The following is a 12,786-nucleotide window of genomic DNA, read 5'->3' on the forward strand; positions in this document are numbered from 1 at the left end:
GCTGGGTGCCCTGTGGGATCGGGCTTGCCCGCTCCCACAGAGGGATAACAGTCAGCTGCTTATTGCGCCAACCATCCCCCATCGATATTCCACGCCGCGCCGCGCACCTGGCTGCCGCCCTCGCTGCACAGGAACAGCACCAGGTCGCCCAGTTGCGACGGGGTGACGAACTCCAGGGATGGCTGTTTTTCTGCCAGCAGATCATGCTGCGCCTGTTGCGGCTCAACGCCGGTGGCGATGCGGTCGTCGATCTGCTTTTGCACCAGGGGCGTCAGCACCCAGCCGGGGCAGATCGCGTTGCAGGTGACGTTGGTTGTGGCGGTTTCCAGACCGACCACCTTGGTCAAGCCGATGACCCCGTGCTTGGCGGCAACGTATGCGGCCTTGCCCACCGACCCGACCTGGCCGTGCACCGAGGCGATGTTGATGACTCGGCCCCAGTTTTTCTTGCGCATGCCCGGCAAGCTCAGGCGGGTGCTGTGAAACACCGACGACAGGTTGATGGCGATGATCGAGTCCCAGCGCTCGACGGGGAAGTCTTCCACCGACGCCACGTGCTGGATGCCGGCGTTGTTGACCAGGATATCGACACCGCCGAACTCGCGCTCGGCGTAGGCGATCATGTCGGCGATCTGCGCCGGGTCACTGACATCGGCGGCATGATGGCCGACCTTGCCGCCGAATTGCTCGACCTCGGCTATCACTTTGGAGGCATCGCCGAAACCGTTGAGAATCAGGTTGGCGCCAGCCTTGGCCAGGCTCAGGGCGATGCCCAGGCCGATGCCGCTGGTGGAGCCGGTAACCAGGGCGGTCTTGCCGGAAAGAGTGGTCATGAATACCTCACACAATGCCAGTGGCGTAGAAAACACCGATCACCACAAATACAGCCAGGGTCTTGATCAGCGTAATACAGAAAATGTCTTTGTAGGCTTCGCGGTGGGTCAGGCCGGTCACGGCCAGCAAGGTGATCACCGCGCCGTTGTGCGGCAGGGTGTCCATGCCGCCACTGGCCATCGCGGCCACCCGGTGCAGCACTTCCAGCGGAATGTTGGCGGCATTGGCTGCGGCGATGAAGTCATTGGCCATGGCGGCCAGCGCGATGCTCATGCCACCTGACGCCGAGCCGGTGATGCCGGCCAGCAGGGTTACGGTGATGGCTTCATTGACCAGCGGATTGGGAATGCTCTTGAGCCAGTCGGCCAGTACCAGGAAGCCCGGCAGCGAGGCGATCACCGCACCGAAGCCGTATTCCGAGGCGGTGTTCATCGCCGCCAGCAGGGCACCGCCGACCGCGCTCTTGCTGCCTTCGGCCAGCTTGCTGCGAATGGCCTGGAAGCCGAACACCAGCACCATGAGGATGCCGACCAGCAACGCCGCCTGTACCGCCCAGATCGCCGTGAGCTTGGCGATTTCGGTGGTCACCGGGGCGGCCATGCCCGGCAGCGCCAGGCTGTGGGTCTTGCCATACCACTGGGGAATCCACTGGGTGAACAGCAGGTTCATGATGCCCACGGCCAGCAGGGGCGAGAGGGCGATCCAGGGGTTGGGCAGCTTGATGTCGGCGGCGGTTTCCGGCTCGTTGCGCAGCTCGGTGCCATACCCTTCGCCTGCGCGCTGGGCCTTGTTGCGTTGACGCTGGAGGAAGAGCATGCCGGCGCAGAACACGAAGATCGTCCCGATCAGCCCCAGCCACGGCGCCGCCCAGGCGGTGGTGTTGAAGAAGGTGCTGGGGATGATGTTCTGGATCTGCGGGGTGCCGGGCAGGGCGTCCATGGTGAACGAGAACGCACCGAGGGCGATGGTCGCCGGGATCAGGCGCTTGGGGATGTTGCTCTGGCGGAACATTTCGGCGGCGAACGGGTAAACCGCGAACACCACCACGAACAACGAGACACCGCCGTAGGTCAGCAGGGCGCAGACCAGCACGATCACCAGCATCGCCTGGCGGGTGCCGAGCAGTCGAATGGCGGCGGCCACGATGGAACGCGAGAAGCCGGACAGTTCGATCAGCTTGCCGAACACCGCGCCCAGCAGGAACACCGGAAAGTACAGCTTGATGAAGCCGACCATTTTCTCCATGAACACCCCGGTGAAGGCAGGGGCGACGGCGGAAGGGTCGGTGAGCAGCACGGCGCCGAGGGCGGCGATGGGGGCAAAAAGGATAACGCTGTAGCCGCGGTAGGCAGCGAGCATCAGCAGCGCAAGGGCTGCCAAGGCAATGATCACACTCATGGTGTGTCTCCTGGGATTGTTATTTTTGTGGGGTGAAGCTGTGGGGAGAGGCTATAGCGAGTTTCGTGCCATTGCGGCAACATATTGAAATATAAGGATATTTTGTCTGGATAGGTGGCGTTTTCGGAAATTTGTCTCTGATTTGAGACGTTTCGGTCAGGCCGGACTATCGCGAGCCGGCTCGCCCCCACATGGATTTCGTTTTGCTGTGGGAGCGAGCCGGTTCGCGATGGCTTATCTACAAATGGAGACTGATGTCTCCTTATTGAGACTCTGCCATTCCCAACGCCACCATCTTCTTGTACAGCGTCGACCGCCCCAGCCCCAGCCGTGCCGCCGCTTCGGTCACCTTGCCGCCGCATTGCGCGAGGGCAGACTCGATCAGTTGCCGGTCGAAACGCTCCCGCGCCTGGCTGAACGTTTCGTGGGTAACCGCCTCCAGGGCCAGGGGCGCCGCGCGCTGCACGGGAGCAAACGTCCCGATCGCTGCGCGGATGTCCTGGGCATTGAGCTGCAAGTCATCACTGAGCAACGCCGCACGCTCCAGTACGTTGCGCAATTCGCGGATATTGCCCGGCCAGGCGTGCCGGGCCAGCAGGGCCAGCGCTTCAGGGTTCATTTCGTGCTGGCTGCGCAGTTCTTCGAGAATGGCCTCGCTCAGGGCCGGCAGGTCATCGAGGCGATCACGCAGCGGCGGCACCTGGATCGGCAGCACGTTGAGCCGGTAATACAGGTCGGCGCGAAACTCGCCGCGCTTGATCGCCGCTTCAAGGTCGGTCGATGTCGCGGCGATCACCCGCACGTCGCTCTGGATCACTTCATTGGAACCGACCGGTTCGAATTCCTTTTCCTGCAATACCCGCAACAGTTTGCTTTGCAGTGGCAGCGGCATGTCGCCGATTTCATCGAGGAACAGCGTGCCGCCCTGAGCGATCTGCAACTTGCCGGCACGCGCCTTGCGATCCGCGCCGGTAAAGGCACCGGGTGCGGTGCCGAAGAACTCCGCCTCCAGCAGCGCTTCGGGAATCGCCGCGCTGTTGATGCTGACGAAGGCCTTGTGCGCTCGAGGCGACGCCGCGTGGATGGCCTGCGCCAGCAGCTCCTTGCCGGTGCCGGTCTCTCCCAGCAGCAACACCGGGGAGTCGGCGCTGGCGCTGCGTCGGGCGCGGCGTTTGACTTCCAGGCTGGCGGCGCTGGTGCCGATGAAGTGGGCGAAGTTGTACTTGGTCTGCCGCGCCCGCAGCAAGGAGCGCGTGGACGCCAGTTCTTCCTGCATGCTCATGTAGCGCTTGAGCATCGGCGAGAGGCTGCGCAGCTCGTCGAACAGGGCGAAGCCGATGGCGCCGATCACCACGCCGGCATCGTCGTGGATCGGCAGGCGCATGACCACCAGCGGTTCCTTGGGGGTGTCCTGCATGTCCAGCAGGATCGGCCGGCCCGTGCGCACCACTTCGCGCAGCAGGCTGCCGGGGATGACGCTCTCGCAGGCCTTGCCGATGGCCCCTTCGGCCGACTCCAGGCCGAAGCGCCGAGCGTAGCGCTCGTTCATCCAGACGATGTTGGCGTCGCGGTCCACGATCACTGTACCTTCACTCGACTGCTCGATGATCTCGAACAGCGAGCGGATCGCCAACAGGCGCACGCGCTGGTAATCCTTGAGGCTTTCGGTGGTGTTCATGGGGGGCTGATCCTGTTGATATGCCTGTTTTGCATTTCTGCAGGAGCGAGCATGCTCGCGAAGAACGCCCAGCCACCGCGGGCATTCAGGCATCCAGCGTCATCGTTGACGACCATCGCGGGCAAGTCCGCTCCTACAGGTGGGGGCGCTGATGCGCCGCCGCCAGCAATTCCTTGGTGTACGGGTGCTGCGGCGAGTCGAACACGTCGTGGCTGGCGCCGCTTTCGACCACTTTGCCGTCCTTGATCACGATCATGTCATGGGCGAGGGCGCGGACCACCGCCAGGTCGTGGCTGATGAACAGGTAGGTCAGGCCGTGTTTCTCCTGAAGCTGTCGCAGCAGGGCCACCACCTGTTTTTGCACGGTGCGGTCCAGGGCCGAGGTCGGCTCGTCGAGCAGGATCAGCGCCGGTTTCAGCACCAGGGCGCGGGCAATGGCGATGCGCTGGCGCTGACCACCGGAGAACTCGTGGGGGTAGCGGTGCCGGCTCTCGGGGTCGAGGCCCACCTCGCGCAAGGCCTGGATGACCTGGGCGTCGCATTCGCCGGCGCTGGAGTCGCTGTGAACCTCGAGGCCTTCGCTGATGATCTGCGCCACCGACATCCGTGGGCTGAGGCTGCCGAACGGGTCCTGAAACACCACCTGCATGGTCTTGCGCCAGGGTCGCAGTTGTTTCTGCGTCAGGCCATCCAGCGCTGTGCCCTGGAAGCGGATGCTGCCCTCGGAGTCGAGCAGTCGCAGGATCGCCTGGCCCAGGGTCGACTTGCCGGACCCGGATTCACCGACGATGCCCAGAGTCTTGCCTCGCTGAACGTCCAGGCTGATGCCGTCCACGGCGTGCAGCCAGGTCTTGCGTCGGAACAGTCCGCCGCCGAGGGGAAACCGGACGTGCAGGTTGTCCACTTCCAGGACCTTCTCGCGTTCGTCCCGGGCCAGGGCCTCACCTTCCGGCTCGGCGTTGAGCAGCACGCAGCTGTAAGGGTGTTGCGGTTCGGTGAACAGGGTTTCGCAAGGCGCCTGCTCGACGATTTCCCCGGCCTTCATCACGCACACGCGCTGGGCGATGCTGCGCACGAGGTTGAGGTCATGGCTGATCAGCAGCAGCGACATGCCGAGACGCTGTTGCAGGGATTTGAGCAGGATCAGGATCTTGCGCTGCACCGTGACGTCGAGCGCCGTGGTCGGCTCGTCGGCGATCAGCAGTTCCGGTTCGCAGGCCAGGGCCATGGCGATCATGATCCGCTGGCGCTGGCCACCGGATAACTGATGGGGATAGGCCTTGAGCCGCTCCTTGGGTTTCTGGATGCCCACCAGGTGCAGCAGCTCGAGAATCCGTGCCTGGGCCGCCTTGCCGGTGATGCCCTTGTGCAGCAGCAGGGTTTCACCGATCTGCTTTTCGATGCTGTGCAGCGGGTTGAGCGAGGTCATCGGCTCCTGGAAGATCATCGCGATGCGGTTGCCGCGCAGCTCGCGCAACACCTTCGAGGAAGCGCCGAGCAGTTCCTTGCCGCGATAGCGAATGCTGCCGGTGGAGTGGGTGCCGGTCTCGGGCAGCAATTGCAGGATCGAGTGTGCGGTCACCGATTTGCCGGAGCCCGATTCCCCGACCAGCGCCAGGCACTCGCCGGGGTGGATGTCCAGGCACAGGTTGCGCACCACGGTCTGGCCGCTGAAGGCCACGCAGAGGTCGCGGATTTCGATGAGGTTGCTCATGTCAAATGCTCGCTTGAAGGTCGCGAATCAAGCCTGTGATCAGGATCGTGGGTCGAATGCATCACGCAATGCCTCGCCAATGAACACCAGTAAGGACAGGATCAGCGCCAGGGTGAAAAACGCCGTCAGGCCCAGCCATGGCGCTTGCAGATTCTGTTTGCCCTGGCCGATCAGTTCGCCCAGCGAAGCACTGCCGGCCGGCATGCCGAAACCGAGGAAGTCCAGGGCGGTGAGCGTCGAGATCGCCCCGGTCAGGATGAACGGCAAGTAGCTCAAGGTCGCGTTCATCGCGTTGGGCAGGATGTGCCGCACGATCACCTTGCGGTCGGTCAGGCCCAGTGCCCGGGCGGCCTTGACGTATTCCAGGTTGCGTCCGCGCAGGAACTCGGCGCGCACCACGTCGACCAGTGCCAGCCAGGAAAACAGCGCCATGATCCCCAGCAGCCACCAGAAGTTCGGTTCGACGAACCCCGACAGGATGATCAGCAGGTACAACACCGGCAACCCCGACCAGACCTCCAGCAAACGCTGGCCGATCAAGTCGACCCAGCCGCCGTAGTAGCCCTGCAGGGCGCCGGCGGCGATGCCGATCAACGCGCTGACAAACGTCAGCATCAACGCAAACAGGATCGACACCCGCGCACCGAAGATCACCCGGGCCATGACATCGCGCGCCTGGTCGTCGGTGCCCAGCCAGTTGACGCTCGACGGTGGGCTCGGCGCGGGTTTGTTCAGGTCGTAGTTGGGGGTGTCATCGCTGAACGGGATCGGCGGGAAGAGCAACCAGCCACCGTCCTGCTTGATCAGCTTCTGTACATAGTCACTGCGGTAATCGGCCTGGAAGGGCAGCTGACCGCCGAATTCCTGTTCGGTGTAGCGCTTGAACACCGGAAAGTACAGCGAACCCTGGTAGCTGACGACCAGGGGCTTGTCATTGGCGATCAGTTCGCCGCCGAGGGTCAGCAGGAACAGGCCGACGAACAGCCACAGCGACCACCAGCCACGGCGGTTTTTCTTGAAACGGTCGAAGCGCCGACGCGCCAGCGGTGAAAGCTTGAACATCAGGCGTTCCTCGCGGCGAAGTCGATGCGCGGGTCGACCAGGGTGTAGCACAGGTCCCCCACCAGTTTTATCAGCAGGCCGAACAGGGTGAAGATGAACAGCGAGCCGAACACCACCGGGTAATCCCGGGACACGGCCGCCTCGTAGCTCATGCGGCCCAGGCCATCGAGGGAGAAGATCACCTCGATCAACAGCGAGCCGGCGAAAAACACACTGATGAACGCCTGGGGAATGCCCGACACCACCAGCAGCATGGCGTTGCGGAACACATGGCCGTACAGCACCCGGCGCTCGCTCATGCCCTTGGCGCGGGCGGTGACCACGTACTGGCGGGTGATTTCATTGAGGAACGAGTTCTTGGTGAGGATGGTCAGGGTGGCGAACCCGCCGATGACCAGGGCGGTCACCGGCAGTACCAGGTGCCAGAAGTAGTCGGCGATCTTGCCCAGGGTGGACAGCGACTCGAAGTTGTCCGAGACCAGGCCGCGCACCGGGAACCAGTTCAGCGAGGTGCCGCCGGCAAACACGACGATCAGGAACATCGCGAACAGGAACGCCGGCATCGCGTAGCCGATGATGATCGCGGTGCTGCTCCAGATGTCGAAGTGGCTGCCATGGTGCACGGCCTTGCGGATGCCCAGGGGGATCGACACCAGGTAGGTGATTAGCGTGGCCCAGAGGCCGAGGGAAATGGTCACCGGCATTTTTTGCAGGATCAGGTCAGTGACCGTGGCGCCGCGAAAAAAGCTTTTGCCGAAGTCCAGTTGCGCATAGCTTTTGAGCATCAGCCACAGACGTTCCGGCGCGGGTTTGTCGAAGCCGTACTGTTTTTCGATCTCCTTGATCAGTTGCGGGTCGAGGCCGCGACTGGCCCGAGAGCTGCCGCTGGCGATGTCGCTGGAACCGCCACCGACACTGGCGCCCCCGATGCCTTGCAGGTGCGCAATGGCCTGTTCCACCGGACCGCCCGGCGCGGCCTGGACGATGACGAAATTGACCAGAAGAATGATCACCAGCGTCGGGATGATCAGCAGCAGACGCCGCAGAATGTAAGCCCACATCAATGCGGCCCTCCCGGTTGGCCGCGCTTGATCAGTTCGGCGGTCATCTGCTGGTTGGTCAGGGGCGTGGTGCTGACTTCCCACCAGCTCTCGATGGCTTCGTCATTCGCCGCTTGCACGCTGGGGATACCGAAACGGTTCCACCAGACGGTCGAGCTGCCGGGCGGGTAATAGTTGGGAATCCAGTAGTAGTTCCATTGCAGCACCCGGTCCAGCGCATGGGCATAACGCAGCATGTCGGCCTGGGTGTTGGCGCGCACGAGGCCGGCGACCAGGGTATCCACCGCCGGGTTCTTCAGCACCATGTAGTTGTTGGAGCCTGGGTCGTTGGCGGAGGCCGAGCCAAAGTAGTTGTTCAGCTCGTTGCCCGGCGAGGTGGTGACCGGGTAGCCGGTGACGATCATGTCGTAATCGCGGGACATCAGGCGGTTGACGTACTGGGACGAGTCGATCCGGCGGATGTTGAGTTCGATGCCGATCTGTTTCAGCGTGCGCTTGTAGGGGAGCAGCAGGCGATCCATGCCGTTCTGGCTGACCAGGAAGGTGAAGCTCAGCGGCTGGCCGTCGGCGTTCACCAGACGATCGCCATCGGGTTTCCAGCCGGCCTGCTCCAGCAAATCCAGGGCTTGCAGTTGCTTGTCGCGGATCACGCCGCTGCCGTCGGTTTTCGGCGCTTCGAAGACCTGGGTGAACACTTCGTCGGGAATCTGTCCGCGCAGGGGCTCAAGAATCGCCAACTCGGCGGCGTCGGGCAGCGCGCGTGCCGCCAGTTCGGTGTTGGAGAAGAAACTCTGCTGGCGGATGTAGACGTTGCGCATCATCTGCCGGTTGCTCCACTCGAAATCCCAGAGCATCACCAGCGCCTGGCGCACCCTGCGGTCCTGGAACAGCGGGTTTTGCAGGTTGAACACGAAACCTTGGGCCGACTGCGGTGCGTTTTGCGCCAGATGCGCCTTTTGCAGGCGACCGTCGCTCAGCGCCGGGCTGTCGTAACCGATGGAGTAGCCGGTGGCGGAAAACTCGCGGTTGTAGTCATAGGCACCGCCGCGCAGCACCTGACGGGCGACGTCTGTGTCGCCGAAGTACTCGATGCTGAACCGGTCGAAGTTGTAGAGGCCACGGCTGACGGGCAGGTCCTTGCCCCACCAGTCGGCGTTGCGTTCGAAGGTGATGCTGCGCCCGGAGTCGATCTTGCTGACCTTGTACGGGCCACTGCCCAGCGGCGGCTCGTAACCACCGCCGCCGGCGAAGTCGCGGGTTTTCCACCAGTGCTCGGGGAATACCGGCAATGTCGCGATATCCAGGGGCAGGGTGCGGTTTTCGTTGCTTTTGAAGTCGAAGCGCACCTTCAGCGGTGACTCCACTTCCACGCCTTTGACGTCGGCGAACTGGGTGCGATAACGCAGGCTGCCCTGGGTCATCAGCAAATCGAAGCTGTAGCGCACGTCTTCGGCGGTGATCGGCTTGCCATCGGCAAAGCGCGCCTTGGGGTTGAGGTAGAAACGCAGGGACAAACCGTCGTCCGAGCGTTCCATCTTCTGCGCCACCAGGCCGTAGACGGTGTAGGGCTCGTCCAGCGAGCGCTGGGCCAGCGGCGAGTAGATCAAGCCATCGATCTGCGTCACGCCGATGCCCTTGTCTATATAAGGCAGCACGTGGTCGAAGTGGCCGATTTCGACCGCCGAACGGCGCATCGTCCCGCCCTTGGGGGCCCGCGCATTGGTGTACTCGAAATGGCTGAAGCCAGCGGGATATTTCGCGGGTTCGCCGTAGACGGTCAGTGCGTGTTGCGGTGCGGCGTTCGCACCGGCGGCACTCAACAGCAGTGTCGCGGCAGTGAACAGCCAGGTAGGGAAAGCCAGTCGCATTGTCAGCCTTAGAGCCGGGTGATCGATATTCGCAAGTTGTACGCTAGCGGCGCTTCCCTCGCCAGTCGTATCGCGCATCCCAAACACAACGGCCCACCAGAGGCGGGCCGCGATGCATGAAGCGGGATTTGATCAGTCCTGACGGCTGGTCACTTCCAGCAGGTGGTAGCCGAACTGGGTCTTGACCGGGCCTTGCACCACGTTCAGTGGTGCGCTGAAGACCACGGTGTCGAATTCCTTGACCATCTGGCCCGGACCGAACGAGCCCAGGTCGCCGCCTTGGCGGCTGGACGGGCAAGTAGAGTTGGCCTTGGCCACTTCGGCGAAATCAGCGCCGCCTTCGATCTGGCTCTTGAGTTCGTTGCACTTGTCTTCGCTGGCAACCAGGATGTGACGGGCAGTGGCTTTTGCCATGGGTAAATACTCCTTCAACGTTCAGTAAAGTGTCGAGCCTACCGGATTCAGTGGCCCATTTCTTCTCAAAGTTCCTGGCCTGGCTCAAAGGCCGGCCTTTCGCAGACGTTCGGCATGGCGCACATAGAGCTCGATGGGGTCGACACCCTTACGCACCGGCCCCGTGTTCTGATGGATGACGGCCAGGTGATCCAGCGGATAGTCGGAGCGGATGACGGTCCCCAGGTGGGAGCTGAAACGGCCGACCACCCCGTCGTTCTGATCGGCCTCGGTGGTGAAATAGCGGGAGAAGGCTCGGCAAAAACCGTGCAGCGGATCCTGTTTGTCGAACCCTTCGTCGCCGACGCGACTCAGGATGCCGCTCCAGGAGTAGTAACGAACCCCATTGACCAGCTCACGGCCCTTGCCACCCCAGCTTTTGGGCAGGCCCTGGGGGTACTTCTCATTGAAAGCGCCGACGCTTTGAGTGGTCAGCCCATTCAACGCGGCAATCGCGTGAGGCGGCAGCGCCGGGTCGCCACTCAACAACGACAGGAAGTCGGCGAACAGGTTGGCGACCGTCTCCGCCGCACGCTCCGGCAGTCGACCGGGCGTGAGCGCCTTGCGCAGGTAGTCGGCCAGTTCCGAGCCATGGTTGGGGCCGCTGACCGAGGTCACCGATGCGACACACCCGGGTGCGACGGCGGCGGCGTAGCGTGCGGTCAGGGCGCCCTGGCTGTGGCCGATCAGGTTGACCTTTTGTGCACCGGTGCCCTCGAGTACCCGCTCGACCTGCGCCAGGAGCTGCTCACCCCGTGCTTCGTGGGTGCAGGTTGCCGTCAGGTACGGGATGAACACCCTGGCGCCCGCACTGCGCAAGGCTTGCTTGATGTCTTGGAAGAGTCCGAAGGGGTCGATCCGGTCGAAACCGAACAGGCCGTGAACCAGCAGGATGGGATGGAGAGTGCTTGCATTCCGTTGCATGTTCATACCTTTTCGCAGGAGTTCGTGGGTGTGCGTGGGGCCCACTCTAAAGCACTCGCCCGGCGGCGCGATGTATGAAAAAGCCGCTGTAAACGGGTGAAAACGGAATAGGTAAGACGCGAATCTTCGAATCGGCGGGAGGCCTCTTTCGGAATGTCAGGAGGCCTTTTAAGCGGAGGTAGCGCAGTCGTCTGTAATGCCCTACCTCCCGGGAGTCGTTAGCTGTCAGCTGCGAGTCGCACGCAACCTTTGTGCCGCCGACCGTAACAGATCTTCCGTCCCCTCCCAACCCAGGCAACCATCGGTCACCGATACGCCGTACTTGAGGGAAGGTGTCAACGGCTGGCACCCCTCGAACAAATGACTTTCGATCATCATCCCGATCAAGGACCGGTCGCCCTGGAGGCGCTGTTCAAGTACGTCGTTGAACACCGAGGGTTGACGCAATGGGTCTTTGCCGCTGTTGGCGTGGCTGCAATCGACCATGATCCGCGCCGGGATTTTCAGCTTGTTCAAGTCGCTGTTCACCTGGGCCACGCTGGCGCGATCGTAGTTCGGACCGCGATGGCCGCCGCGCAGGACCAGGTGGGTGTCAGGGTTGCCCGGGGTCTGGATGATCGCCGGGTGGCCCTGGCTGTCGACGCCGAAGTGCCGGTGGGGATGAGCGGCCGAGCGCATGGCGTCACTGGCCACGCCGACGCCGCCATCGGTGCCGTTCTTGAAGCCGACCGGCAGGTTCAGGCCGCTGGCCATTTCCCGGTGGATCTGCGATTCGGTGGTGCGGGCGCCGATGGCAACCCAGCTGAGCAGGTCGTCGAAGTAGCCGGCGGCCATGGGTTGCAGCAACTCCGTGGCCACCGGCAGGCCGAGGCGGAGCATTTCGCGCATGAGCTCGCGGGACAGGGTCAGGCCACCGGCCATGTCATCGCTGCCATCCAGGTGCGGGTCGTAGGCCAGGCCTTTCCAGCCGACGGTGGTGCGCGGTTTTTCCACGTAGGCGCGCATGACCAGCAGCATGCCGTCGCTGACATCGGCGGCGAGTCGGGCGAGGCGGCCGGCGTATTCGAGGGCAGAGTGGGGGTCGTGAATCGAGCAGGGGCCGACGACCACCAGCAATCGGGCGTCTTCACCGTTGAGAATGGCACGCACGGCGTCGCGATGGGCGGCGACTTGGCGGGTGAGATCGTTGCTCAGGGGCAACTGCTGTTTGAGTTGCAGGGAGCTGGGCAGACGCAGGGTCAACGCTTCGTTGGCTGGGCTCAGGCTGGACAGCGGCAAGGCAGAGACGGACGAGTTCATATTCAGGCTTCCTGGGCGAGCGGCGGGTTCTTCCCGCGCACTCGGCCCTACAGGGGTGTTCGACAATTGGCCGGATTGGCTGCGTGTGTGTGCTTGCCACCAGTGGGTGACCGATCGGAGGCGGCAGGCTGTCCCGAGCGGAGGCTGCTAAATCGCCAGGCGGTGGAGGTGTCGTAACGGTAATAGGTGGCGTAGTTCATGGGGTAAATCCTCAAATTGTCAGGTTGCTGCGTAAAAGTGTCAGGGCTGAAAAAACAAAACCCCCGGTCGGGAGGCCGACCGGGGGTTGAGAATTCTCTGGTGGCGACCCGTTCAAAGTGGGCGCCGTGTGGGTATCAGGCGCGCCAGTGGCTAAACCAATACCCAAAATAAAAGCTGACCGAAGCACAAACACCGTTCGCCCGCGCAGCCGCAACCGAGCGCGAGGCGCGGGTGGCAAGAAGCGATGAGCGGACGTTGAACATGTTGTGTCTCCGATGAATGCCCCGAGCTTAC

The 12,786-nt window shown here is 63.1% G+C and carries 10 protein-coding genes; all 10 read right to left on the reverse strand.

What is annotated here, in order from left to right; all coding sequences use genetic code 11:
- Window positions 1-59: 59 nt before the first annotated feature.
- The 10 genes from QIW53_RS02135 to QIW53_RS02180 all read right to left on the reverse strand — a co-directional run bounded on the left by QIW53_RS02135 (window position 60) and on the right by QIW53_RS02180 (window position 12,291).
- Window positions 60-833 (reverse strand): 3-hydroxybutyrate dehydrogenase, encoded by a 774-nt coding sequence (locus QIW53_RS02135; RefSeq protein ID WP_371048045.1) that lies wholly within the window; start codon window positions 831-833, stop codon window positions 60-62.
- 7 nt (window positions 834-840) lie between these two features.
- The gene (locus QIW53_RS02140) at window positions 841-2,232 is read right to left on the reverse strand and encodes a GntP family permease (RefSeq protein WP_371048046.1); all 1,392 of its coding nucleotides are present in this window, start codon (window positions 2,230-2,232) and stop codon (window positions 841-843) included.
- 262 nt (window positions 2,233-2,494) lie between these two features.
- Window positions 2,495-3,910: a sigma-54 interaction domain-containing protein gene (locus QIW53_RS02145; protein WP_371048047.1), complete on the reverse strand. Its 1,416-nt coding sequence runs from the start codon at window positions 3,908-3,910 to the stop codon at window positions 2,495-2,497.
- 133 nt (window positions 3,911-4,043) lie between these two features.
- Window positions 4,044-5,624, reverse strand: coding sequence for an ABC transporter ATP-binding protein (locus QIW53_RS02150; RefSeq protein WP_371048048.1), 1,581 nt, complete (start codon window positions 5,622-5,624; stop codon window positions 4,044-4,046).
- 39 nt (window positions 5,625-5,663) lie between these two features.
- Window positions 5,664-6,686 (reverse strand): ABC transporter permease, encoded by a 1,023-nt coding sequence (locus QIW53_RS02155; protein ID WP_371048049.1) that lies wholly within the window; start codon window positions 6,684-6,686, stop codon window positions 5,664-5,666.
- On the reverse strand, window positions 6,686-7,747 hold the full coding sequence (locus QIW53_RS02160) for a microcin C ABC transporter permease YejB (protein ID WP_371048050.1): 1,062 nt from the start codon (window positions 7,745-7,747) through the stop codon (window positions 6,686-6,688). The genes QIW53_RS02155 and QIW53_RS02160 overlap by 1 nt, the downstream gene beginning before the upstream one ends.
- Window positions 7,747-9,615: an extracellular solute-binding protein gene (locus QIW53_RS02165; protein WP_371048051.1), complete on the reverse strand. Its 1,869-nt coding sequence runs from the start codon at window positions 9,613-9,615 to the stop codon at window positions 7,747-7,749. The genes QIW53_RS02160 and QIW53_RS02165 overlap by 1 nt, the downstream gene beginning before the upstream one ends.
- A gap of 132 nt (window positions 9,616-9,747) precedes the next feature.
- A complete protein-coding gene (locus QIW53_RS02170) occupies window positions 9,748-10,029 on the reverse strand; it encodes a peptidylprolyl isomerase (protein WP_192308674.1) in 282 nt (93 codons plus the stop codon).
- Window positions 10,030-10,113: 84 nt separating this feature from the next.
- Window positions 10,114-10,992, reverse strand: a complete 879-nt coding sequence (locus tag QIW53_RS02175; protein WP_371048052.1) for an esterase/lipase family protein — start codon at window positions 10,990-10,992, stop codon at window positions 10,114-10,116.
- A gap of 225 nt (window positions 10,993-11,217) precedes the next feature.
- Window positions 11,218-12,291 carry a 3-deoxy-7-phosphoheptulonate synthase gene (locus QIW53_RS02180; RefSeq protein ID WP_371048053.1) on the reverse strand — a complete coding sequence of 358 codons (1,074 nt, stop codon included), beginning with the start codon at window positions 12,289-12,291 and terminating at the stop codon, window positions 11,218-11,220.
- Window positions 12,292-12,786 lie beyond the last annotated feature (495 nt).

Origin of the sequence: Pseudomonas fluorescens, from assembly GCF_041354075.1 — a bacterium.
GTDB lineage: Bacteria > Pseudomonadota > Gammaproteobacteria > Pseudomonadales > Pseudomonadaceae > Aquipseudomonas > Aquipseudomonas fluorescens_CE.

Excerpts from the sequence above, each read along its gene's own strand:
- QIW53_RS02170 (WP_192308674.1), bottom strand. The coding sequence starts at position 10,029 with ATGGCAAAAGCCACTGCCCGTCACATCCTGGTTGCCAGCGAAGACAAG.
- QIW53_RS02140 (WP_371048046.1), bottom strand. The coding sequence starts at position 2,232 with ATGAGTGTGATCATTGCCTTGGCAGCCCTTGCGCTGCTGATGCTCGCT.
- QIW53_RS02180 (WP_371048053.1), bottom strand. The coding sequence starts at position 12,291 with ATGAACTCGTCCGTCTCTGCCTTGCCGCTGTCCAGCCTGAGCCCAGCC.
- QIW53_RS02155 (WP_371048049.1), bottom strand. The coding sequence starts at position 6,686 with ATGTTCAAGCTTTCACCGCTGGCGCGTCGGCGCTTCGACCGTTTCAAG.
- QIW53_RS02145 (WP_371048047.1), bottom strand. The coding sequence starts at position 3,910 with ATGAACACCACCGAAAGCCTCAAGGATTACCAGCGCGTGCGCCTGTTG.
- QIW53_RS02150 (WP_371048048.1), bottom strand. The coding sequence starts at position 5,624 with ATGAGCAACCTCATCGAAATCCGCGACCTCTGCGTGGCCTTCAGCGGC.
- QIW53_RS02165 (WP_371048051.1), bottom strand. The coding sequence starts at position 9,615 with ATGCGACTGGCTTTCCCTACCTGGCTGTTCACTGCCGCGACACTGCTG.
- QIW53_RS02160 (WP_371048050.1), bottom strand. The coding sequence starts at position 7,747 with ATGTGGGCTTACATTCTGCGGCGTCTGCTGCTGATCATCCCGACGCTG.
- QIW53_RS02135 (WP_371048045.1), bottom strand. The coding sequence starts at position 833 with ATGACCACTCTTTCCGGCAAGACCGCCCTGGTTACCGGCTCCACCAGC.
- QIW53_RS02175 (WP_371048052.1), bottom strand. The coding sequence starts at position 10,992 with ATGCAACGGAATGCAAGCACTCTCCATCCCATCCTGCTGGTTCACGGC.